Source organism: Exiguobacterium artemiae (genome assembly GCF_033342815.1).
Lineage (GTDB): Bacteria > Bacillota > Bacilli > Exiguobacteriales > Exiguobacteriaceae > Exiguobacterium_A > Exiguobacterium_A artemiae_A.
Window position 1 is genome coordinate 310876 of record NZ_JAWPEN010000002.1, and the last position, 20717, is coordinate 331592.

The following is a 20717-nucleotide window of genomic DNA, read 5'->3' on the forward strand; positions in this document are numbered from 1 at the left end:
GTAAAGATGGGAGAGGTTTTATTCGTGTTACATCAACCGAGAGCGACATCGAGAATCATCATGACTGTGAAGCCGACCATCAGACCGAGTGTTGCCAAGTCGGACCCGTTTTCAGCCTGCGATTCAGGAATCAATTCTTCGACGACGACGAAAATCATCGCACCGGCGGCAAACGCCAAGGCATACGGCAAGAGCGGTTGAATAAAGAAGACGGCAGCAGCACCGACCATGGCAGCGATCGGTTCGACGATCGCCGATAATTGTCCGTAGTTAAAGGCCCGCCGGCGTGACATGCCTTCTCCGCGAAGCGGAATCGACAAAGCAGCCCCTTCCGGCATGTTTTGAATCCCGATTCCAAGTGCCAGTGTCAAGGCACCGGCAACGGTCGCGCCATCCATGTTCAAGGCAGCGGCACCGAAAGCGACACCGATCGCGAGTCCTTCCGGGATATTGTGGAGCGTAATCGCAAGAAACAGCAATGTCGTCTTTTTCAGACCGGTCGAAGGACCTTCGGCTGTTTCGAGCGGAGCGGATAAGTGCAGGTGAGGAGTGACAAAATCGAGGAGGCGGACAAAAAAACCGCCTGCGAGGAAACCGATTGCGGCCGGTAACCAGGCAATCCCACCATCTTTTTCCGTAAATTCAATTGCCGGGGCAAGTAATGACCAAAACGAAGCCGCAATCATAACACCGGCCGCAAAGCCGAGCATCATATTCATGACCCGTTTTTCAATCGTCGTAAAGACGAAGACAAGTGCGGCCCCGAGTGCCGTTAATCCCCAGGTCATCATGCCGGCAAGCAGGGCTTGCACGACGACCGGAAGTCCGGTAAACCATTCCATCATACGAATCATTCCTTCTTTCAATTCCAATACTTAAAATAAGTGCTTAACATACAGCAGCTTCTGTCTCTTCTACCCGTTTTCAATCCGAATGATTCGTCCGAGCGGAATCTCAAGCAATGAGGGTCCACGCAAAACAAGATAAGCGCGTTCCCGATGCACCTGCTCGATGAAACCGGATGTCGTGACATAGCCCCTTTCACTATAGTACGTGATTTCGAGCTCGATTCCTTCTATTAATGCTTGTTCGAGTAAGAACTGCCAAGGATACTGCAGTTGTTCATCGAGGACAGGAAAATCGATATGATGTGTTTCAAGATAATAGGCTTTAAGCAACTGGATGTGTTCCGGCATCAAAAAGGGAAGCCACTTGAGATTTCCGCGGTCACGATAACGTGTCATGTAAATCACCTCCCGGATGGCCACCGACGAACCGGAGCCGGCGTTTCGCGACACTTGTATCGAGGAAAGACACCGCCAGCCGGATCGTTCCTTTGCCGTAACGTAAATTGACGTGGTCGATGGCTTTTAATAACCGTTTTCGGCGCCAAACCTTTGTATTGTCTTCAAACAAGGACAATTGAAGTGTTCCCTGATCCGGGGTAAGTTGTCCAAGAGCGACCGATAAAAAGCGAACCGGTTCACCGTCGAGCCAATTCGGTTCGAACAATTGAAGAATATGACGTAATAACAGCCGTTCATCGGCTGTCGGATAAGGCAGCCGGAGCTGCTTCGAAAAGCCGTCCCGGGTGACATGGCGGGAGTAGCGGACGCCGAGATGGACCGTCCAACCGACTTGATTGGAAAAACGGACCCGTGCCGCGACGTCAGCTGCTAATTCGGCCAGCACTAAACGAATCTGTTCATACTGGTAATAATCGCGCATTAAAGTAACCCCATGTCCGATCGTTCTTTTGGCATCCGGCGCAGTCTGAAATAAAGTCATCGGATCAATGATGGTTGGAGAACTGTCGATTCCCCAGGCATGATGCCAAAGCTCTGCCCCAAGGACTCCAAATCGTTCGTGTAAGTCTTCCACCCGTGCTGCAGCGAGGTCACCAATGGTGCTGATACCCATTACCGACAAGTGTTGTTCCATCATCCGTCCGACGCCCCACATCTTGCGAACCGGAAAATCATGCAGCAACCGGGAAACATCCGCATACCCGCATTGTGCGATGCCTTCACGTTTTCCACGTAAGTCGAGCACCAGTTTTGCGATGACGTTGTTCGGACCGATGCCAATCCGGACCGGAATGCCGGTCTGTTGCCAAATTGCTGTCTGGATTTTTTGAGCTGTTTCAACATCTGATCCAAAAAGCCGTTCCGTTCCGCTCATGTCGATAAAATTTTCGTCGATTGAATAGATCCGGATAGCATCGGGCGGGGCAAACTGATGCAAGACATCCAATACTTCAATTGATGTTTTCATATATGCGAGCATCCGCGGTTCAACTAGTATAATCTGCTTTCGCTCCCGGTAAGGCAATTGTTCGATCTGATAGAGTCGACTGGCGGTCTTGATGCCGAGTTGTTTTAAGGCAGGGCTGGCTGCGAGGACAACGGATCCGGAGCGGGTCAAGTCCGATACGACAGCAAGTTTCGTCGTCAAAGGAGGAAGGCTTCGGTAACGGCATTCGCAACTGGCATAGAAGGAGACACTGTCGACACAAAAGATGCGTTGATCGGGAAAAGAGCTTGTCGGGTTCATCGGAAACACTCCTTGGTACTAAAAAGAACATTTGTTCTTATTTTTGATTTGACTATATCATGGTCTCAGTTGGTCTCAAATCAAAAAACCAAAAAAGAGTCAATCTTTGCTACACTAAAAAAGAGAAAAGTGATGTAGAAGGAAAGAAGGGGAAGTACGTGAAAAAACAAATCATTCAATTACCCGAGTTACCACATCAATTGACACCGGAAACCTTTGCGGATGTCGAAATCGATGACCCGTATCTGTACCAAACGCTGTATGAAAAAGAGACATTACCGGTCGAGCTGACAGAGCGGCTCGACGTCAATCAAGTCTGTTTTCGGAACGTCTCGTTTGCAGGACTGGTCTTTGAGCGGGCTTCATTTGAAAACGTCCGGTTTGAACAATGTGACTTCACAGGATGTCAGTTCCAGGACAGCCGTTTTCACCGGGTCATTTTTGAGGAGTGCCGTCTGACCGGAATTCACTTTGAGTCCAATACGGTTGATCATGTAACGATCAAAAACTGTCAGGCGAATTATGCTCAAATTATCCGGACAGCGTTACGTCACGTCGCAGTGGAACAGACGACGATGCGGGAAAGTCATTTCTTTGAAATGAAACCGACCGATTTCCGTCTCCATGAAGTTGATTTATCGGAAAGCCAATGGGTCGAGACGGCGTTAAAAGGACTCGATCTGCGGCACGTCGATCTGTCCGGAATCACGATTGATCCACGTTTCTTACCGGGTGCCGTCGTTACGGAAAGCCAGGCCATCACCTTTGCCCGGTTACTCGGACTCGTCATTCCAAGTCACGATTAACGATTAACAAAATGAAGTCCGCTGTCCAGTACTACCGGGACAGCGGACTTCATTTTGTTTAGAAGGAAATGGTTTCACCGTCATCCGGGATGAGGAAATGCGCGGACAGATGATGAGCGGCCAGAAAATCGGCAATCATATCGCGGCGCAGAAGACAATGGTTTACGGACTCGAGATGCGAGACGATGATCGTGGCTTCAGCCGCCGCCTGATGAACAGCAAGCAAGTCACGCTGGGACATCGTAATCGGTTCGCCGGTCAGGAATTGTGCAGCACCACTGTTGACGATGATGATATCTGGCGCATGTTGTTCAATCGCCGTCGCGACTTCATCACACCAAATCGTGTCACCGGTGATATAGAGCGTCGGTTCGTCCGGATGTTTCAAGACGAGACCGGACACGGTACCCATCCGTTGACCGATTTCACCGACACCGTGCTGTCCCGACGTATGGGAGACACGGATATCACCGAGCGACAGTCCGTCTTCGAATGAAGAGACATTGGTGAATCCGGCTTCGCGGATCGTGGCCGCATCCGTCTCATTTTGCGCATAAAGCGGAATTTGTTTCGGTAACACTTCTTTTGCCGTATCGTCAAAATGATCGGCATGCAGATGGGTGACGAAAATCGCGTCCGGATCAAGTAAGGTCGCGATATCGACCGGTAAGTCGACGAGCGGGTTCGGAACGGCATTCGGAGTTTGACCAAACGGCGGTAAGGTTCCTTTTTCACCGAGAAACGGATCGATTAAAAATACTTGATTGGCATAAGTGACGACGAGTGTCGCATTACGGATTTGTTGAATATCCACGGGCAGTCTTCCTTTCGGGTTGGGAATGTTTCACTGTTCGTTCATTTCCCATTCAGCCGCCGTGTTAATCATATTTGATCATCGATCGTTTTCGGAAGCAATTTTTCCATCGCCAGGACATCGACGTAATATCCGTTCAGCATACCCTGTTCCTTAAACGTTCCGACAATCCGGAAGCCGGACCGGATGTACAGTTTTTGACCGAGTCTGTTAAACGGAAACGTAAACAGAATCAACTTGTGGAACCCTTGCGTAATCGCGTGTTCTTCAATGACATGGAGCAGCTGACGCCCGATGCCTTGTCCGCGGTGGGTCCGGGTGATGTAGACCGACAGTTCACCGACCGATTGATAGACGGGGCGCGGATTGTAGGGGTCAAGTGAGATGAAGCCAAGAATTGTCGTTCCTTCATACGCTACAAACCCGGCATAGCGGGGTGTCCGTTCCTGATACCAGTCCTGCATGAAAGATAATTCCTTGGTATCCGTTTCAAGCGTCGCGATCCGATCTTCGATGCCTTCGTTATAGATGGCGAGAATGTCTTGTAAATCAGCTTCCTGGACAGGACGAATCATCATACACGTGACCTCCAATTCAAAAGAGTCTTTTCTTCATTATATAGGAGGAAACGAAAACAAGCGGTATGTTTGTAAGATAGGAATGAACACTAAAAAAACAGAAAGCCGGATAAACCGGACCATCTGTTTTCAGGAGAATCCTTTAGTTAGTTGTTTCGATCGGATCTTTTTCGTAAATCGGAACCCAACCATCCGTCGTCACGAAAATCCGGACGGCAACGACTTGGCGATCGTCCTGTAGTGTGAAGTAATGCCGTGTATTGACGGGAACGGAAATCAAATCTCCGGGGTTCAGTTCAATGTTGTAATAGCCGACTTCGTCGTCCTGGATCGCAAACACGCCGTGACCGCTGACGATGAACCGGACTTCGTCATCCGTATGGTGGTGCTCTTTCTGGAAGTTGACGAGCAACTCATCCAAGTTCGGTGTCGCATCGGACAGTGAGATGATATCGGCCGTCTGGTAGCCACGGCGTTCCGAGACGTCCGTAATTTCCGGCTCGAACGTATCGAGAATCGTTTGTTTGTCCGCGTCCGTCAACGTATAGGTGTCGACCAGTTCTGTCGGGAGCTTCGAGACATCCCATTGTTCATACAGGACACCACGTGAAGAAAGAAACGCGGACACCTCGTTTTGATCCGTATACCGTTCGTTTGTCTGTTGGAAAAGTACTGTTGCCATTTTAAATTCCTCCTTTTAATGAATCGCCTGTCGGCACGTTTGCAGTTTTAAGGTGTAGCTGAATAAAAATTCAAAGGCTTCCAACTGTTTTTTCGCTTCAAAGGCAGTTGGTCCCCAGACGGTGATCCCGTGATTGCGAATCAGGACGGCACCGCTTTCCGTTTTTACATGCCTGGCAAACGTTGCGGCAAGAGTCGGGATATCCGCATGGTTCGCGATGACCGGTACGACGACTTCCGCGTCTTCTTCCCAGCGGCCGAGTGCCTTGATGATTTCCTGACCGGTAAACCGGATTTCCCCGCGGTCTCCGTAGAGTTCTGAAATGACATTGTTGTCGACGGTATGGACGTGAAGCGAGCAGCCGGCCGTCGTGCGGTTAAAAACTTCGACATGAAGTAAGGTCTCCGCAGAAGGACGTCCGTTTTGTTCGCCGATCAATTGACCGGTCGCATCAACATGGACGAAATCGTCCGGCGTGTCCTGCCGTTTATCTTTCCCGCTGGCCGTCACAAGAAATTCCGTCGGATGGCTGCCTGTTCGAATGGCGAGATTACCGCTCGTACCGGGAAACCAGTCCCGTGCAGAGAACTCCTGCTTGATGGCGCGGAGTTCTTCGTATCGTTTTAAAAAGGTCATGCGTACACCTCCGTTGTCTGCAGATGATCAACAATGTCGTAAAACGTTTCAAACGGTGTATATGCAATCCCGTGCTGTTCGCACAGCGTAATCAGATAATCGCGGGCATAGACATGATCCGCTTGTTTCGCCAGTTCAAAATCCGTCACGGAGTCACCGATCGCGATGATGATATCGCCATCCTGCTTGAGCTTTCGGGCAATCGACGTTTTACAACAGCCGCAGTGATTCGTACATTTATCATCGCAGGCGTGTGGCCACTCGATGCGAACCGTCTCCTCACTGAAGTCACTGCCGTTGCAGTAAATCGCTTCATCTGTCAGTAATTCTTGAAGAATCGGTTGGACAAAAAAGTCGATTCCACCGCTGACAATTGCAAAGTCGATCCCGTTCGATTTTGCAAAGGAGAGTAAGGTCTTAAAGCCGGGACGGATGACAGCCCGCTGTTCCAAAAAATCAATATAGTCCTGTTTACGATCCGAGGGGAGCAACCGGAACATCTGTCCGACACCGGACTGGATGGACAACGATTGATCGAGGACACCTTTTTTCAACGGTTCAAACGCTGCCGGGGGAGCGAATTCTTTCATCAACGCAATGATATTGTCGTGTTCGGTCACGGTCCCGTCAAAGTCACATAAAATCCGGATCGTCATTTCGTAATCCCCCAGGCGTCGAGTGCGACCCGAAGTTCTTCCTGCCGCGTTGCGGCACTCGTCAAAGATTCGCCGGCAAGTGCTGCGTCGAGGGCCTGGCGGAAAGCGAGCACACCGGCCGCAGCGCCCTGCGGATGACCATGAACTCCGCCGCCGGCATTGATGACGGAATCGGTCCCGAAATCACGAACGAGCTGAGCGACGAGACCGGGATGAATACCTGCCGAGGGAACCGGAAGAATCGTCTTCGTTTCTCCGATCCGTGTGGCTTCGACGGCAATTCCGCGCGCCAAGTCTTTGGCGAGGGCGACGTTTCCGTATGGCGACGGGAACAACGTCAAATCGGCACCGGCCAGCCGCGGTAACGTCCCGAGTAAAACAGGAGCTGCAATGCCGTATTCCGGGCTTGCGATCAAGGCTCCGCTTAAGGCCGGATGATTAAAGATCGGAACGGAAATGTCCGGATCAGCCGCTAATTCGCGCAGGACGTCGAGTCCATATGTAAACGTATTGAGCAGGAAGGCAGTCGCACCGGCTTCGATTAAACGTTTCGCTTGATCCTTTAAGCCGAAGACGGGACCACTCAACGTAATCGCGTAAAGCGCCCGTTTGCCGGTTTTTTCATAATGGGCATTCAGGACTTCACGTCCGATCCGTGCCCGGTCGAGTGCCGGTGTCAACGGATTATCGTATAAGATCTCATCATCTTTGACGAGATCGATGCCGCCCGCAAGCTGCGCTTCGAGTTGTTCCCGCAAAAAGGTGAGGTCCCGGCCGATGACGCCCTTAAAGATGCTCATCAACAGAGGACGGTCGTGAACTTGAATCAACTGCCGGACACCTTCGATACCGAATTTGGCACCGGGGAAGTCAGTGGTGAATGAAGCCGGGAGCTGTAAATCCGTTAATTTGATTTGTCCGTCGAGCGACAGTTTGCCGAAGACGGTCGTTAAGATTGCTGAAAAATCGCGGGAGACGTTGTGTTCCGGATACCGGATTGTGATGTAGCCTTTCCCGTCGTGTTCTTCCGTATGGACGACCTGTCCTTTGAACGATTCAAGCTGCTGTTGCTCCAAATGATTTAAATCGGTCCACGAACCGACGGTCAAGCCGAGCGCGATTTGTTCTGCACGTTTTGGTAACTGATCCGTCGTTCCGAGTTGGTATGTTGCGGTAATATACGTCATATCGACTGTCTCTCCCTTGTTGAAGAATACAAAAATGGTCCCTCGTCAATGACAAGAGACCATGAAAAATTGCGCGTGGACTCTTATCTGTCAGCGTAATAGCTGCAAGAATTAGCACCGTGCCAAGTGGTCGGTTGCTGCGACATCGTAGGGCTCGTCCCTCCGTCTGCTCTTGATAAGAATTGGATGAAATTGTGAAATCTAATTGCAATTTTTACATGAGATTCGTCACTTGTCAAACTATATTTTGAAAATTTATTTTTTTGAAAATACTTCTTCTATAGACGGTTCCGTTTTTGAAGCTGTTTCACTAAAAAATGGAATTGACAGACCCCCAGGAACGCACGTAGTATTCAAATCAACATCAATCACACGACAACTACATATGACTCTTATCGTGAGTTGGCAGAGGGAATTGGCCCGAAGACGCCGCAGCAACCGACCATCCGGCACGGTGCTACATCCAACAGACATTCGTCTGAGAGATAAGAGGACGGAGTATTCTGCCGCGCCTCTTTTCTTTGACGAAAAGAGGCGTTTTTTCGTGTGATCAACAAGGAGGAAAACAAAATGGGATATCAAGCATTTACAGTACAGGACGCGATTGAACGGGTCCGGACACTCGGATTAATCGGCAATGAACCGGTGACGGCAGAGGAAATTGGAGATGGGAATTTAAATCTCGTTTTCCGGATTCAGGCAGGAGAAAAACGGCTGATTTTAAAGCAGGCGTTACCTTATGCAAAAGTCGTCGGGGAAAGCTGGCCGCTGTCGCTCGAACGGGCCTGGATTGAACAATCGGCCTTAAAAGAATTCGCAAAAGTCGCCGTTCCATTCGTCCCGCATGTCTACTATGCGAGCAAAGAAGAAGCGTTCACGGTGATGGAAGATTTGTCACATCTGACAATCGTCCGGGGCGGCCTGCTTGAAGGGGAAAAGTATCCGTTGCTCGCGGAACACATCGGTTCGTACTTGGCGCGGACACTGTTTTATACGTCGGATTTCGGACTGGGGCCGGTCGCGAAAAAGCAGGTGGCACGACAGTACTACAACCCGGATCTGTGTGACATCACGGAGAAGCTGATCTTCACGGATCCGTTTTATGATGCGGAAACGAATGCCGTCGAAGCGGGGCTTGAACCGGAGGTCGAACAGTTGTGGCAGGACGCGGAATTGAAGCGTGAAGTCGCAAAACTGGAAACCCTGTTCGTTACGAAAGGGGATGCCTTGCTGCACGGTGATCTACATACCGGAAGTATTTTTGCTTCCGCCGAAGAAACGAAAGTCATCGATCCCGAATTCGCCTTTTACGGACCATTTGGTTTTGATGTCGGGCAATTTATCGCCCACCTCTGCTTTGCTTCGTATCCGAACTATGCTGAACTACGGGAAGCTCGCGTTAAAGACATCGACACGTTCTGGCTGACGTTTGCATCGACGTTCAAAGCCTTGTGGGAACGCGAAGCGGTCGAGCCGTTCCGGTCGGCGAACGGTCTTGTCGACGATGTCCTCGGTACGATTTTACAGGATGCCCTCGGATTTGCCGGATGTGAATTGATTCGACGGACGATTGGTCTGGCTCCTGTCGCAGACCTTGAGACGATTACCGACACGACGGAGCGTCTGGAGCGGAAACGGCATGCCCTTCGTCTTGGAAAGGCTTTGATTAAACGCCGGACCGAATGCAAGACGTTCACTGATTTACGAAATTTCGATTTGACGGAGGAACTCAGCCGATGAGTCAGTTCGTTCAGAGCATCATCTATGAAAACAGGACGGTGACGATTTTGGATCAGACCCGTCTTCCGGAAGAAGAACATTATGAAATCATCCATGACTTGGCGCAGGCGATTGACGCCATCAAACAATTGCGGGTCCGCGGTGCACCGGCCATCAGTCTGTTCGGCGGATTCGTTCTCGTTCAGGAAGCGTTTCGGACGACAGGGACGCTGGCTGAAACAAAACAGGAGCTGTTGACGGTGTCGGCACAATTACTCGCGACCCGTCCGACGGCCGTCAATCTGCGAAATGTCCTCGATGAGCTGAATCAGCTGATCGTTTCGGCTACGACGCTTGCCGAACTGCCGGTACGTCTCGAACAAAAGGCACTGGAACTTTATCAGACGGATGCCAAAACATCCCGTCAAATCGGGGTTCATGCACTGGAATTGTTCGAGTCCGGTGACCGGGTACTGACGATTTGTAATGCCGGATCCATTGCGACGGCAGCTTACGGAACGGCGCTCGCTCCGTTTTATCTTGCGAAAGAACAGGGGATTCCGCTCGCGGTATATGCTTCGGAAACGCGGCCGCTGCTTCAGGGAGCACGCCTGACGACGTGGGAATTGCAACGGGCCGGAATTGACGTGACCTTGATTACCGACAATATGGTCGCCCATACGATCAAAGAAAAAAACATCACGGCAATCATCGTCGGAGCAGACCGGATTACTCGGAACGGCGATACAGCAAACAAAATCGGAACGTTTCAGCTGGCTTTACTGGCCCGTGCATTTGGCATTCCATTTTACGTTGCCGCACCGCTCTCGACGTTTGACTTTACAAGTCTGTCAGGAGACGAGATCGAGATTGAAGAACGCGACGCCCGTGAAGTGACACAACTTGCCGGAAAAGCGACGGCACCGGCCGGCGTAACAGTCTTTAATCCGGCATTTGATGTGACACCGCATGAATTGATCACGGCGATCATTACGGAACTCGGAGTCATCGAACATCCTTCCGTAGAAACGATTGAACACATGATTGGACAACAAACAAGCTAAACAGACAGGGGAGATCGAGATGAAAAAATTAGCATTGGCTGTACTGGCACCAGCGGTCTTACTGGCTGCTTGCGCGAATAGTGAAGCAACACCGGCGAAAAAAATCAGCGGTGTACCGGAAGGCGTTCAGGGAGGCGTTAAAATTGCCGTCATCCGGAATCTGGCGTCCGACGACCATACGAAACAGTTTTTGGACGGGGCCCGTTCGGAAGGGGAAGCACTTGGTTTTCAAGTCAACACGTTCATTTCGGAAGGCAATGACGTCAAGTTCAAGGAACTGGTCGCCCAAGCTGTCCAACAGGACTATGACGGACTGATCATCTCGCACGGAAAAGAGGATTATGCCTACGACATGATCAAACTGGCAATCGATAAGGGGATTAAGGTCGTGACGTTCGATACGGTGACGAAGAAAAAGGACCAGACGTTAAAAGGCATCACGGAAACGTTCCAGGATGATCATAAACTGGCGCAACTTTCGCTCGATGAAGTGACGAAAGTGAAGGACGATAAGCCGGTCCGTGTCATCAAACTCTGGTTTGGTCCGGGCTTTGCCCCGCTTGACCGCCGTCAGGAAATCTACAAGACGTATGAAGCCGACGGCAAAATCAAGACGCTCGAAACGGTCGGACCGACAAACTTCCAGGATGTCCAGGGCGATATCGCGACCAAAATGAATGCGGTTCTCGCCAAGTATCCGAAAGGAAGCATCGATGCCGTCTGGGGCGCCTGGGATGAAGTCGCCAAAGGAGCTTATAAGTCTTTAAAAGACAACAAGCGTCAGGAAATTCCGCTCATTTCGATCGATGTTTCGAACCAGGACATCAATCTGATGCGTGAGAAGGGAAGTAACTGGGTCTCGACGAGTGCCGTTGATCCGCATTTGATCGGACAGACGGATATGCGCCTGCTTGCGAAAAAGCTGGCCGGCGAAAAAACACCGGACAGTTTTGATCTCGATGCCAAACTGGTCGAACAAAAAGCACTCAAGGCGGATACGACGATGTACAATCTCGATACGATCATCAAAGGCTGGAGTACATCCGAAAAATTCAATGAACCGTGGATGGATCAGTTACGGAAAGCGAATGACGGGAAATGACGCCTCCGGTGAACGAACAACGATTGGAAATGCGGGGGATTTCAATGGAATTCCCCGGTGTCAAGGCGCTAGATGACGTTCACTTTTCCGTAAAACGCGGGGAAATCCACGCGCTTGTCGGAGCGAACGGAGCCGGTAAATCAACGCTGATGAAAGTCTTGGCCGGCGCCTATGCGTCGTACGACGGAACGATTTTGTTCGACGGTGTACCGCTTGCAATTGATTCACCAAGTGCCGCGAAACAGGCTGGGATTGAAATCGTCTATCAGGAAGTCGATACGGCACTGGTCGATTATTTGACCGTCGCCGAAAACATCTGTCTCGACATGCTGGCGAGCGGACAGTTGAAAGGAGTCATCCGACGCCGGCGGTATGAAGAAATCGCCGAGCGTGCTTTACAAAAATTGAAAGCATCGATTGATGTCCGCCAACGGGTCAGTGAGTTACGGTTAGCCGAGAAACAACTCGTCCTGATTGCCCGTGCCCTCGTGCAGGAAAGCCGGTTTTTGATTTTGGACGAACCGACCGCTCCACTCAGCGGCCGGGAAACGGAACAACTGTTTCGGATCATTCGCGAGTTGGCGGAGAAGGAACAACTGGGGGTCATCTTCATTTCCCACCGTCTGCAGGAGTTGTTTGAGATTTGTGAATCGATTTCCGTCATGCGCGACGGCAGGCTGGTAGCGCGGCAACTTCTTGCCGGACAAACGAAAGAAACGGTCGTCGAACAGATGCTAGGCCGACGTTTGCAAAAAAGCAGCCGCGAGGCACGTCCAGCTGGTGCCCCCTCACTTGAGCTCGATCGGGTCACGGTCACGGGACAACTGGACGAGATCTCGTTAACGGTCCGTGCCGGAGAAGTAATCGGGATTGCCGGATTGGTCGGTGCCGGAAAAACAGAACTGTGTAAAACGATTTTCGGATCGATTCCGGTCACTTCGGGATCAATCCGTCTTGCGGGAGAAACACGGCGTATCCGTTCGGCGTATGATGCGGTCCGGCTGGGCATCGGACTCGTGCCGGAAGAACGACGGAAAGAAGGGATTTTGGTCGCGGATCCGATTGAACAAAATATGACGGCGGCCAGCCTCAAACAATTCGTCAACCGATTCGGGTTTGTAGAGAAGACAAAAGAACGGGCAGCGGCAAACCGGATCGTACAGCAACTGTCGATTAAAGTCAGTGATACCCGGCAACGTGCCGCTGAGTTGTCCGGCGGTAACCAGCAAAAAGTTGCCATCGGGAAATGGTTGCTGGCAGATGCTTCCGTCCTCGTATTGGATGAGCCGACAAAAGGGGTCGATGTCGGGGCGAAAGCGGAAATTTTCCAAGTGATTGATCAGCTGGCGGCAGAACAGAAAGCCGTCATCTATGCATCGAGTGAACTGGATGAACTGCTGGCAGTGACCGATCGGATTTATGTCATGTATGACGGACAGATTGTATTTGAGACGACCACTGCGGAAACGACCGAAGAACAACTATTGTGGTATGCAACAGGAGGACAACGACATGAATGATATATTGCACGAACCGGCTGCACAGCCGGAAGCGCCGCGAACAGCAGCGGGAAAACCGGTGCTGCGTTTCTTGAATGACTGGGGCATCGTCCTCGCGATTCTTGCACTGATCCTGTTTTTTTCCATGACGGCACCGAACTTTTTACAGGGGACGAATCTGGTCAATATTTTACGAAGCATTTCAATTGTGACGATCATCGCCATCGGCTTGACGGTTTCGTTGACAGTCAACGGGTTTGACTTATCCGTCGGTTCGACCGCGACGTTTGCCAGTTCGCTAGTCGTCTCGTTTTTTGTTTGGTACAGTCTGCCGCTCGGCGTATCGATTGGTCTGGCTCTTTTGATTGCCTTGGCGGTCGCACTCGTCAACATTCTGTTAATCGTGAAGTTCAAGATTCCGGATTTGTTCGCAACGCTTGCGACGATGTTCATTTTTGAAGGCGTCGCGATGACGTATACCGGCGGCGGCTCGATCAGTGCCGGGATGCCGCGTCTTGACGGGACACCAACGGTCGGACTGATCCCGGAATCGTTCTTAAAAATCAGTCAGGCGCCTTGGATCATCCTGATCATGCTTGTCGTCGTAGCGGTGACACATGTCTTTTTGAACCACACACGGCACGGACGTTTTTTGTATATCATCGGTGGAAATCCGGAAGCAGCGCATCTGACGGGAATCCGGGTGAACCGGTACCGCGCAGTCGCGTATCTGATTGCCGGATTACTGGCGGCTGTCGGCGGTATTTTACTGGCATCACAAGTCGGTTCTTCCCAAATTAACGCCGGATCGGGTTATTTGATGCCGGCTGTCGCAGCAGCTTTCATCGGTTCCTCGTTTGCCGGCCAAGGTAAACCGAATGCGCTCGGCACACTCGTCGGTGCCTGTCTCGTCGGAATTCTCGAGAATGGACTCGTCATGTTATCGGTACCGTATTATTCCCTGAACATCATCAAAGGTGCTGTCCTGGCGATTGCTTTGGCTTCAACCTATTACCGTTTCAAAAAAAATTAAAAAAAGTGGTTTAAGTTCTAATAGAATCGGTAATATTCAGTATATGAAAGGATGGTGATGCACATGAATGATTATCAATGTATAGGGAACGATCGCATGTCGCTTCGAGAAGAAGAGGATCACCGGACTTGACGGACGCAACATGACAATAGACACGAAGTGATTCGTGTTTTACGTGCAGATTGCACGGCTCAAGAACGGTTTACGATATGTGATCGTTCCTGAAAGCAGGAAGGGGGAGTCGCGAACAGCGGCGCCCCCTTTTGTGCGTATTCGGCTACCCCCACGCCTTTAAAAGCATCGAAAAATATGAGATGATATAAAAAGTCAGAAAATTCAACTACTAAACAGCAAGGGGCCAGACAATGCGAACATATACGAAGGAGATTCAAGCGATCATCGACAACGTAGAAAAAGTCATTATCGGAAAAGAGAATGTCATTACACAATCTTTAGCCGCGTTACTTGCCGGAGGTCACGTCTTACTGGAAGACGTACCGGGTGTCGGGAAAACGATGCTCGTTCGTGCATTTAGCCGTTCGATCGGTTTGACATTTAAGCGTGTCCAATTCACACCTGATCTGCTGCCGTCCGATTTGACGGGGGTTTCGATGTACAACCAAAAGACGAGTCAATTTGAGTACCGCCCGGGTCCTTTGATGGGAAACATTGTCCTGGCAGATGAAATCAACCGGACCTCACCGAAAACACAATCAGCCTTACTCGAAGGGATGGCGGAAGCGAACGTCACGGTGGATGGAGAAATTCACACGCTTCCTAATCCCTTTTTTGTCATGGCGACACAAAATCCGATTGAACACGAGGGGACCTATCCGCTTCCGGAAGCCCAACTCGACCGGTTTTTAATTAAGGTCAAGATGGGGTATCCCGATTTTCAACAGGAGATGAAGCTGCTGACACGGTTCGAGCGGGACGAACCGATCGAGACACTGGAGTCCGTCATCACACGCGACGAATTGTTACGGATGAAAGAAGAAGTTAAGGCTGTGCATGTCTCGCAACCGGTCAAAAAATATATCGTTCATTTGGTTCAGGCGACCCGGACCCATGCCTCGCTTTATCTCGGAGCCAGTCCACGATCTTCGATTGCCCTGATGAAAGTGGCACAAGCGTGGGCGTATATGGAAGGGCGGTCTTTCGTCTTACCGGATGACGTCAAGGAACTGCTGACACCGGTACTCTCGCACCGTTTGATCTTAACGGCGGATGCCCGCTATCACGGACAGACGGCAGAACGAATTCTCGAACAAGTGAAAAAAGAAGTCGCCGTGCCGATCCAGCAAGACGTGGAGTCCTTATGACAAAATGGCAAATCGGTTGGCGTTACGCCGTCTTGCTGATTACAGTCGCAGCTCTGTGGATCTATGCCCGGATTGACGGCGGAAACGTCGCTTCACTGTTGGTTTATATCATGGCAGGGTTAACCGTTTACTGGACGCTGTTTTTGATCTGGCCGGTCACACAAGCGATCGCGACGCGGGAAGTTTCAAATAAGATGTTGATTGCCGGAACCGATCTTCCGGTTTCACTTCGAGTCCGGCGGAAATATCCGTTTCTCATCGGTGCCGTCGACGTCACGGAAGCTGTTCCGGACACACTCAGTGAAGAACCGCTTGATATCCGGCATCCGCTCCGGGCACATTACCGGAAAGTCGAGCACATCGATTACCTGATTCCTTCCATCCGTCGGGGACTGTATCAAATTCCAGGCTGTGTGCTCGAAATCCGTGATCCGTTTGGCTTGTTCATGCGGAAAAAACTCTACCCGGTCGAAACGTATCTGGCCGTCGAACCGGCCCGGTTAGCGGTTCAACTGCCGCATGAGGACGATCGCGGCGACGGCGGGATTTCGCCCGTTTCCCTGGATCTCCGGCAATCTTCCTTTACGGTCGTCGGTGTCCGTGAGTACGTCAGCGGAGACCGGATGAATCAGATTGACTGGAAATCAACCGCGAAACGGCAAGGCTTGATGACGAAAACGTTTGAGCGGGAACAGGAACGCGAGACGACGATTGTCTTTGACGAAGGAACCGTCAGCGATGAAAACTTCGAAAAAAGTATTTCCATGCTGGCTGCCGCAACGGATCAATTGAATAAACGTCATCTGAATTACCGGATTCACCTCGTCGGACATGGTGTGCAGTCGTTATCGTTGCCGCTTGAAGGCGCAAAACTGACGCATTATCTGATGACGGCGCAACCGAGCCGGACCCGGTCGTTCATTGAATCCTGGGAATACTCTTCAAAAGCGTTACGACTGAGCGGAAATGTCCTGTTTATCACACCGGACCTTGAATCCAACAATGAAATGTGGATTTCAAAAATCCGGCAGGAAGCAAGCGTTCATGTCTATACACCAGAGAGGAGGACGAGCGGATGATGCGACGACTGATTTGGAACCTGCTCGCCGGACTGCTGTTTGCGAGTTTCATGCCGCCGCTGCTTGAGTTGACGACGTTTGAGAGTGTCATTCCGTTTCTGCCGCTTCTGCTGACACCACTTTTGCTGTCGCATGTCCGGCGCAGCTGGTTTTTACTCGGCAGTTTACTGGCCTTGCTCGTTTCTTTCTATTTGATTTTGATTCCCGGCGAAGCACCGTGGAACCTGTTCCGTGAAATTGCCGGCGACATCAACCGTGTCATCAACGGGGAGTTACCGGGACGTCCGGCATTTGCATTCTCGATTGGACTGATCAGTTTCTTGATCGGCTATCTGGCGCGGCGGACGTTTCCAAACCGCGGATTCGTCTTCGGACTGGCGCTTGGCGTCATCGGTTTCATTGCCTATTGCGACACGTGGACGGATTACTCCGGCGAACAGTTCATCATCTATCCAATTGTGCTGGCTCTGTTTTTGTTATATGCAACAGAAGTCAGTGAACGGCCGATGGCATCGTATGTCCGTCCGTTCAGCGCCTTGCTGATCATCGGAGCGACGGTGGTTGCCGCAGTTCAAAGTCCCGTCATCACGGCGACATGGCAAGACAGCTGGTACGACTGGACTGACGGTTTTGAGAGTGAGGGTACTTCGTCGAGCCAGATTCAAAAAGTAGGATACGGCAACAACGACGAGCAGCTCGGCGGTCCGTTCCAAATGGACGACCGGGAAGTTTTTCAGGTCGAAAGTGAAGGCAGCCGCTACTGGCGTGTCGAGACAAAAGACATCTATACCGGCAAAGGCTGGGTGCTGTCGAAATCGGAACCGGAAATCGATGCGCGGGGATTCTTCTCGCATTTTGGAGACGAGGTCAAGACACGGGAGGAACAGGCGACGTTTGAGCTGTCACGGGAGTTACCGTTTGTCCCGTATAACGGGGATAATGTCCGGTTGACTGTGGATAAACAACGCCAAAATCTGTTGATCGATCCGGAAAATCAAAAGGTCTCGTACCTGGATGACGCGGAACGTCAGCAAAATTATCAGATTCAATACACCTATCCGTTATTTACCGAGGAATTGCTTCAGACGGATGAGCCGATTACGTTATCCGAAATGGAGCAGGACCGGTATTTACAGTTACCGGATACGTTGCCGAACCGCGTCCGCGATCTCGCGACAGAGATTGTCGCGGATGAAGACAGTCCGTGGGATAAAGCGAAGGCAATCGAAAATTATTTCGAACAGGAAAACTTCGAATACAATACGGAAGAAGTTGCCGTCCCGAAAGAAAATCAGGATTATGTCGATCAATTTTTATTCGAGACGAAACTCGGCTACTGTGACAATTTCTCGACATCAGCGACCGTCCTGCTTCGTGCCGCCGGTCTGCCGGCCCGCTGGGTAAAAGGATTTACGGGCGGCGAATCGGACGTCATCGGGGCAGCCGTGACGAGTTATACGGTCCGCAATAAAAATGCCCATTCCTGGGTCGAAGTCTATATCGAAGGTCCGGGTTGGGTTCCGCTTGAGCCGACCGTCAGTTTTGACGGAGCCGGACAATATACAATCGATCAGGAAACGAACAATGAAACCGAACAGGCCAATCCGCAGCGGGATACGGAGACGGATACCGAAACGGCCACACCGAACCGTCCGCAGGAAAATCTGCTCGATGAAGAACAGACGACAACAGCAGCGCAAACCGAGCAACAGTCGTTCCCGATTTGGCCGGTTGTCATTGCCATCGTCGGACTGGTCTTCCTCTATCTGTTCCGGAAACCGTTAATCCGGACGGCAGCGATTTTATTATTCCGCAATCAAGTTAGTCGACCGGAAGGATTCAAGCGGATGTACCGCTTCCTGTTACGCCGGCTCGATAAACAAGGGTTCCACTATAAAGATGGCCGGACCTTGACAGAACTGGCGCAAGAGGTCGACGGCTATTACGAAACGTATGCGATGCGTCCGTTGACGGATGCCTATGAACGGATGGTTTACGGCGGCGAATCCTTATCCGCTGATAAAAAACGTGAATATTTCGAAAATATCATTCGACGGATAGAGGGTTGATATTTTTGAATTGATACAGTTACAATGGGAACAACGTAAATCATACATGCATCTCCTTTGTATATACTCGCGAATATGGCGTGAGAGTCTCTACCGGGTCACCTTAAACGACCTGACTATGAAGGAGCAGACCCTTCGTATACACTTTTTGTGAAGCGGCCTGCTCTTTTTCCATTTTTCTTATGGGTGAAGAGCGGGCTTTTTTCATTAGGGTACGCATGAAATTGGAAAGGCGGGAATAGATTTGGAAGCACATTTGGACCAAGAAATGATCCTCGTCCTCGACTTTGGAGGTCAGTACAATCAATTGATCACACGCCGCATCCGTGATCTCGGAGTATACAGTGAACTGCATTCGCATAAGATCACTGCAGCAGAAGTAAAAGACATCGCACCGGCCGGTATCATCTTCTCCGGTGGACCACGCAGTGTTTACGCGGAAGACGCGTACCGCTGTGATCCTGAAATCTTTGACCTCGGCATTCCGATTTTCGGAATCTGTTATGGTATGCAATTGATGTCGCAACACTTTGGTGGAACGGTCGAACGTGCCGGACACCGTGAGTACGGGAAAGCAACGTTGACACTCAACGATCCATCACCGATGTATGCGAACCTCCCACTCGAACAAACGGTTTGGATGAGCCACAGTGACCTCGTCACGTCGGTACCAAACGGATTTGTCGTCGATGGAACAAACGTCTCGTGTCCAATTGCTTCAATCAAAAACGAAGAGCTGAAGATGTACGGCGTCCAGTACCACCCGGAAGTCAACCACACGATGTTCGGGAAAGAACTCCTGAAGAACTTCCTCTTCGAAGTCTGTCAGTGTACGGGCGACTGGTCGATGGAAAACTTCATCGAAATCGAAATCGCAAAAATTAAAGAAGAAGTCGGCGACAAAAAAGTCCTCTGCGCCCTTTCAGGCGGCGTGGATTCATCTGTTGTCGCAGCACTCATTCACGCAGCAATCGGTGACCAGTTGACATGTATGTTCGTTGACCACGGTCTCTTGCGTAAAGGGGAAGCCGAAAGTGTCATGAAGACATTTGCGGATCACTTCCACATGAACGTCATCAAGATCGACGCACAGGATCGTTTCCTGAACAAGTTAAAAGGCATCTCGGATCCGGAAGAAAAACGTAAAATCATCGGGAATGAATTCGTCTACGTCTTCGATGAAGAAGCGTCGAAACTGACGGATATGGACTTCCTCGCTCAAGGAACGCTTTATACGGACATCATCGAAAGCGGAACGGATACAGCGCAAACAATCAAGTCACACCATAACGTCGGTGGATTGCCGGAAGACATGCAGTTCAAGTTAATCGAACCGATCAACACGCTGTTCAAGGACGAAGTCCGCGAACTCGGAAAAGAACTCGGTTTGTCGGACGAAATCGTCTGGCGTCAACCGTTCCCGGGACCGGGTCTCGGCATCCGTGTCCTCGGTGAAATCACAGACGAGAAACTTGAAATCGTCCGCGAATCCGATTTCATCCTCCGTGATGAAATCAAAAAAGCCGGTCTTGAACGCGAGATCTGGCAGTACTTCACAGTCTTGCCGCCGCTTCGTTCAGTTGGTGTCATGGGTGACGAGCGGACATACGACTATGCCGTCGGAATCCGTGCCGTTACATCAATCGACGGGATGACATCGGACTGGGCACGCATCCCGTGGGACGTGCTCGAGAAGATTTCCGTCCGGATCGTCAATGAAGTTCAGAACGTCAACCGCGTCCTGTACGATGTGACGTCGAAACCACCTTCAACGATCGAGTGGGAATAAGAATTAGACTTGATGAGGGAATTCGTTTCATGAAACCTGTCGTACCAATTTTTTAAAGGGGACAGGTAAAAGGAAGTCCGTTTCACCTTCAACAATTGTATTTCAAAACGAAGCTCTCTTTTGTTCACA

19 protein-coding genes and 3 riboswitches are annotated in these 20717 nt (G+C 50.7%); of the genes, 10 read left to right on the plus strand and 9 right to left on the minus strand.

Going from position 1 to position 20717, the window contains the following annotated elements; genetic code table 11:
* Positions 1-32 precede the first annotated feature (32 nt).
* The 3 genes from R7V76_RS04125 to R7V76_RS04135 form a co-directional block, all read right to left on the minus strand.
* On the minus strand, positions 33-845 hold the full coding sequence (locus tag R7V76_RS04125) for a ZIP family metal transporter (protein WP_034770070.1): 813 nt from the start codon (positions 843-845) through the stop codon (positions 33-35).
* Between the two features lie 69 nt (positions 846-914).
* Positions 915-1244: a YolD-like family protein gene (locus tag R7V76_RS04130; RefSeq protein ID WP_318091383.1), complete on the minus strand. Its 330-nt coding sequence runs from the start codon at positions 1242-1244 to the stop codon at positions 915-917.
* The gene (locus tag R7V76_RS04135; RefSeq protein ID WP_318091384.1) at positions 1228-2553 is read right to left on the minus strand and encodes a Y-family DNA polymerase; all 1326 of its coding nucleotides are present in this window, start codon (positions 2551-2553) and stop codon (positions 1228-1230) included. The genes R7V76_RS04130 and R7V76_RS04135 overlap by 17 nt, the downstream gene beginning before the upstream one ends.
* 158 nt (positions 2554-2711) lie before the next feature.
* Between R7V76_RS04135 and R7V76_RS04140 the strand changes: the two genes are divergently transcribed.
* Positions 2712-3359: a pentapeptide repeat-containing protein gene (locus R7V76_RS04140; RefSeq protein WP_114597095.1), complete on the plus strand. Its 648-nt coding sequence runs from the start codon at positions 2712-2714 to the stop codon at positions 3357-3359.
* Between the two features lie 58 nt (positions 3360-3417).
* Here R7V76_RS04140 and R7V76_RS04145 read toward each other — a convergent pair whose 3' ends face one another.
* The 6 genes from R7V76_RS04145 to R7V76_RS04170 form a co-directional block, all read right to left on the minus strand.
* Complete coding sequence (locus tag R7V76_RS04145) at positions 3418-4173, minus strand: MBL fold metallo-hydrolase (protein WP_318091385.1); 756 nt, start codon at positions 4171-4173, stop codon at positions 3418-3420.
* Between the two features lie 68 nt (positions 4174-4241).
* Complete coding sequence (locus tag R7V76_RS04150) at positions 4242-4751, minus strand: arsinothricin resistance N-acetyltransferase ArsN1 family A (RefSeq protein ID WP_114597097.1); 510 nt, start codon at positions 4749-4751, stop codon at positions 4242-4244.
* 142 nt (positions 4752-4893) lie between these two features.
* Complete coding sequence (locus R7V76_RS04155; protein WP_114597098.1) at positions 4894-5433, minus strand: 1,2-dihydroxy-3-keto-5-methylthiopentene dioxygenase; 540 nt, start codon at positions 5431-5433, stop codon at positions 4894-4896.
* 15 nt (positions 5434-5448) lie between these two features.
* The gene (locus R7V76_RS04160; RefSeq protein ID WP_318091386.1) at positions 5449-6069 is read right to left on the minus strand and encodes a methylthioribulose 1-phosphate dehydratase; all 621 of its coding nucleotides are present in this window, start codon (positions 6067-6069) and stop codon (positions 5449-5451) included.
* Complete coding sequence (locus R7V76_RS04165; RefSeq protein ID WP_318091387.1) at positions 6066-6725, minus strand: 2-hydroxy-3-keto-5-methylthiopentenyl-1-phosphate phosphatase; 660 nt, start codon at positions 6723-6725, stop codon at positions 6066-6068. Before R7V76_RS04165 ends, R7V76_RS04160 begins: the two co-directional genes overlap by 4 nt.
* Entirely contained in the window at positions 6722-7912 is a 1191-nt protein-coding gene (locus tag R7V76_RS04170) for a 2,3-diketo-5-methylthiopentyl-1-phosphate enolase (protein WP_214850653.1), read from the minus strand. Before R7V76_RS04170 ends, R7V76_RS04165 begins: the two co-directional genes overlap by 4 nt.
* Before the next feature lie 80 nt (positions 7913-7992).
* A riboswitch (SAM riboswitch) is annotated at positions 7993-8094 on the minus strand.
* 207 nt (positions 8095-8301) lie between these two features.
* Positions 8302-8404, plus strand: a riboswitch (SAM riboswitch).
* A gap of 78 nt (positions 8405-8482) precedes the next feature.
* Here R7V76_RS04170 and mtnK point away from each other — a divergent pair.
* The 9 genes from mtnK (at position 8483) to guaA (ending at position 20588) form a co-directional block, all read left to right on the plus strand.
* Positions 8483-9652 (plus strand): S-methyl-5-thioribose kinase, encoded by a 1170-nt coding sequence (gene mtnK / locus R7V76_RS04175; RefSeq protein ID WP_318091388.1) that lies wholly within the window; start codon positions 8483-8485, stop codon positions 9650-9652.
* Positions 9649-10695 carry an S-methyl-5-thioribose-1-phosphate isomerase gene (gene mtnA, locus R7V76_RS04180; protein WP_318091389.1) on the plus strand — a complete coding sequence of 349 codons (1047 nt, stop codon included), beginning with the start codon at positions 9649-9651 and terminating at the stop codon, positions 10693-10695. Before mtnK ends, mtnA begins: the two co-directional genes overlap by 4 nt.
* Before the next feature lie 19 nt (positions 10696-10714).
* Positions 10715-11797 carry a sugar ABC transporter substrate-binding protein gene (locus R7V76_RS04185; RefSeq protein ID WP_318091390.1) on the plus strand — a complete coding sequence of 361 codons (1083 nt, stop codon included), beginning with the start codon at positions 10715-10717 and terminating at the stop codon, positions 11795-11797.
* Complete coding sequence (locus R7V76_RS04190) at positions 11794-13317, plus strand: sugar ABC transporter ATP-binding protein (RefSeq protein ID WP_318091391.1); 1524 nt, start codon at positions 11794-11796, stop codon at positions 13315-13317. Before R7V76_RS04185 ends, R7V76_RS04190 begins: the two co-directional genes overlap by 4 nt.
* Positions 13310-14329 carry an ABC transporter permease gene (locus tag R7V76_RS04195; protein ID WP_318091392.1) on the plus strand — a complete coding sequence of 340 codons (1020 nt, stop codon included), beginning with the start codon at positions 13310-13312 and terminating at the stop codon, positions 14327-14329. Before R7V76_RS04190 ends, R7V76_RS04195 begins: the two co-directional genes overlap by 8 nt.
* Before the next feature lie 365 nt (positions 14330-14694).
* Positions 14695-15651 carry an AAA family ATPase gene (locus R7V76_RS04200; protein ID WP_318091393.1) on the plus strand — a complete coding sequence of 319 codons (957 nt, stop codon included), beginning with the start codon at positions 14695-14697 and terminating at the stop codon, positions 15649-15651.
* The gene (locus R7V76_RS04205; protein WP_318091394.1) at positions 15648-16730 is read left to right on the plus strand and encodes a DUF58 domain-containing protein; all 1083 of its coding nucleotides are present in this window, start codon (positions 15648-15650) and stop codon (positions 16728-16730) included. Before R7V76_RS04200 ends, R7V76_RS04205 begins: the two co-directional genes overlap by 4 nt.
* The gene (locus R7V76_RS04210; protein ID WP_318091395.1) at positions 16727-18799 is read left to right on the plus strand and encodes a transglutaminase TgpA family protein; all 2073 of its coding nucleotides are present in this window, start codon (positions 16727-16729) and stop codon (positions 18797-18799) included. Before R7V76_RS04205 ends, R7V76_RS04210 begins: the two co-directional genes overlap by 4 nt.
* Positions 18800-18836: 37 nt before the next feature.
* A riboswitch (purine riboswitch) is annotated at positions 18837-18938 on the plus strand.
* Positions 18939-19067: 129 nt separating this feature from the next.
* A complete protein-coding gene (guaA, locus tag R7V76_RS04215) occupies positions 19068-20588 on the plus strand; it encodes a glutamine-hydrolyzing GMP synthase (protein ID WP_318091407.1) in 1521 nt (506 codons plus the stop codon).
* Positions 20589-20717: the final 129 nt, after the last annotated feature.

Excerpts from the sequence above, each read along its gene's own strand:
- R7V76_RS04155 (WP_114597098.1), bottom strand. The coding sequence starts at position 5,433 with ATGGCAACAGTACTTTTCCAACAGACAAACGAACGGTATACGGATCAA.
- mtnA (WP_318091389.1), top strand. The coding sequence starts at position 9,649 with ATGAGTCAGTTCGTTCAGAGCATCATCTATGAAAACAGGACGGTGACG.
- R7V76_RS04200 (WP_318091393.1), top strand. The coding sequence starts at position 14,695 with ATGCGAACATATACGAAGGAGATTCAAGCGATCATCGACAACGTAGAA.
- R7V76_RS04195 (WP_318091392.1), top strand. The coding sequence starts at position 13,310 with ATGAATGATATATTGCACGAACCGGCTGCACAGCCGGAAGCGCCGCGA.
- R7V76_RS04160 (WP_318091386.1), bottom strand. The coding sequence starts at position 6,069 with ATGACCTTTTTAAAACGATACGAAGAACTCCGCGCCATCAAGCAGGAG.
- guaA (WP_318091407.1), top strand. The coding sequence starts at position 19,068 with ATGATCCTCGTCCTCGACTTTGGAGGTCAGTACAATCAATTGATCACA.
- R7V76_RS04165 (WP_318091387.1), bottom strand. The coding sequence starts at position 6,725 with ATGACGATCCGGATTTTATGTGACTTTGACGGGACCGTGACCGAACAC.
- mtnK (WP_318091388.1), top strand. The coding sequence starts at position 8,483 with ATGGGATATCAAGCATTTACAGTACAGGACGCGATTGAACGGGTCCGG.
- R7V76_RS04135 (WP_318091384.1), bottom strand. The coding sequence starts at position 2,553 with ATGAACCCGACAAGCTCTTTTCCCGATCAACGCATCTTTTGTGTCGAC.
- R7V76_RS04130 (WP_318091383.1), bottom strand. The coding sequence starts at position 1,244 with ATGACACGTTATCGTGACCGCGGAAATCTCAAGTGGCTTCCCTTTTTG.
- R7V76_RS04170 (WP_214850653.1), bottom strand. The coding sequence starts at position 7,912 with ATGACGTATATTACCGCAACATACCAACTCGGAACGACGGATCAGTTA.
- R7V76_RS04125 (WP_034770070.1), bottom strand. The coding sequence starts at position 845 with ATGATGGAATGGTTTACCGGACTTCCGGTCGTCGTGCAAGCCCTGCTT.
- R7V76_RS04190 (WP_318091391.1), top strand. The coding sequence starts at position 11,794 with ATGACGCCTCCGGTGAACGAACAACGATTGGAAATGCGGGGGATTTCA.
- R7V76_RS04150 (WP_114597097.1), bottom strand. The coding sequence starts at position 4,751 with ATGATGATTCGTCCTGTCCAGGAAGCTGATTTACAAGACATTCTCGCC.
- R7V76_RS04185 (WP_318091390.1), top strand. The coding sequence starts at position 10,715 with ATGAAAAAATTAGCATTGGCTGTACTGGCACCAGCGGTCTTACTGGCT.
- R7V76_RS04205 (WP_318091394.1), top strand. The coding sequence starts at position 15,648 with ATGACAAAATGGCAAATCGGTTGGCGTTACGCCGTCTTGCTGATTACA.
- R7V76_RS04210 (WP_318091395.1), top strand. The coding sequence starts at position 16,727 with ATGATGCGACGACTGATTTGGAACCTGCTCGCCGGACTGCTGTTTGCG.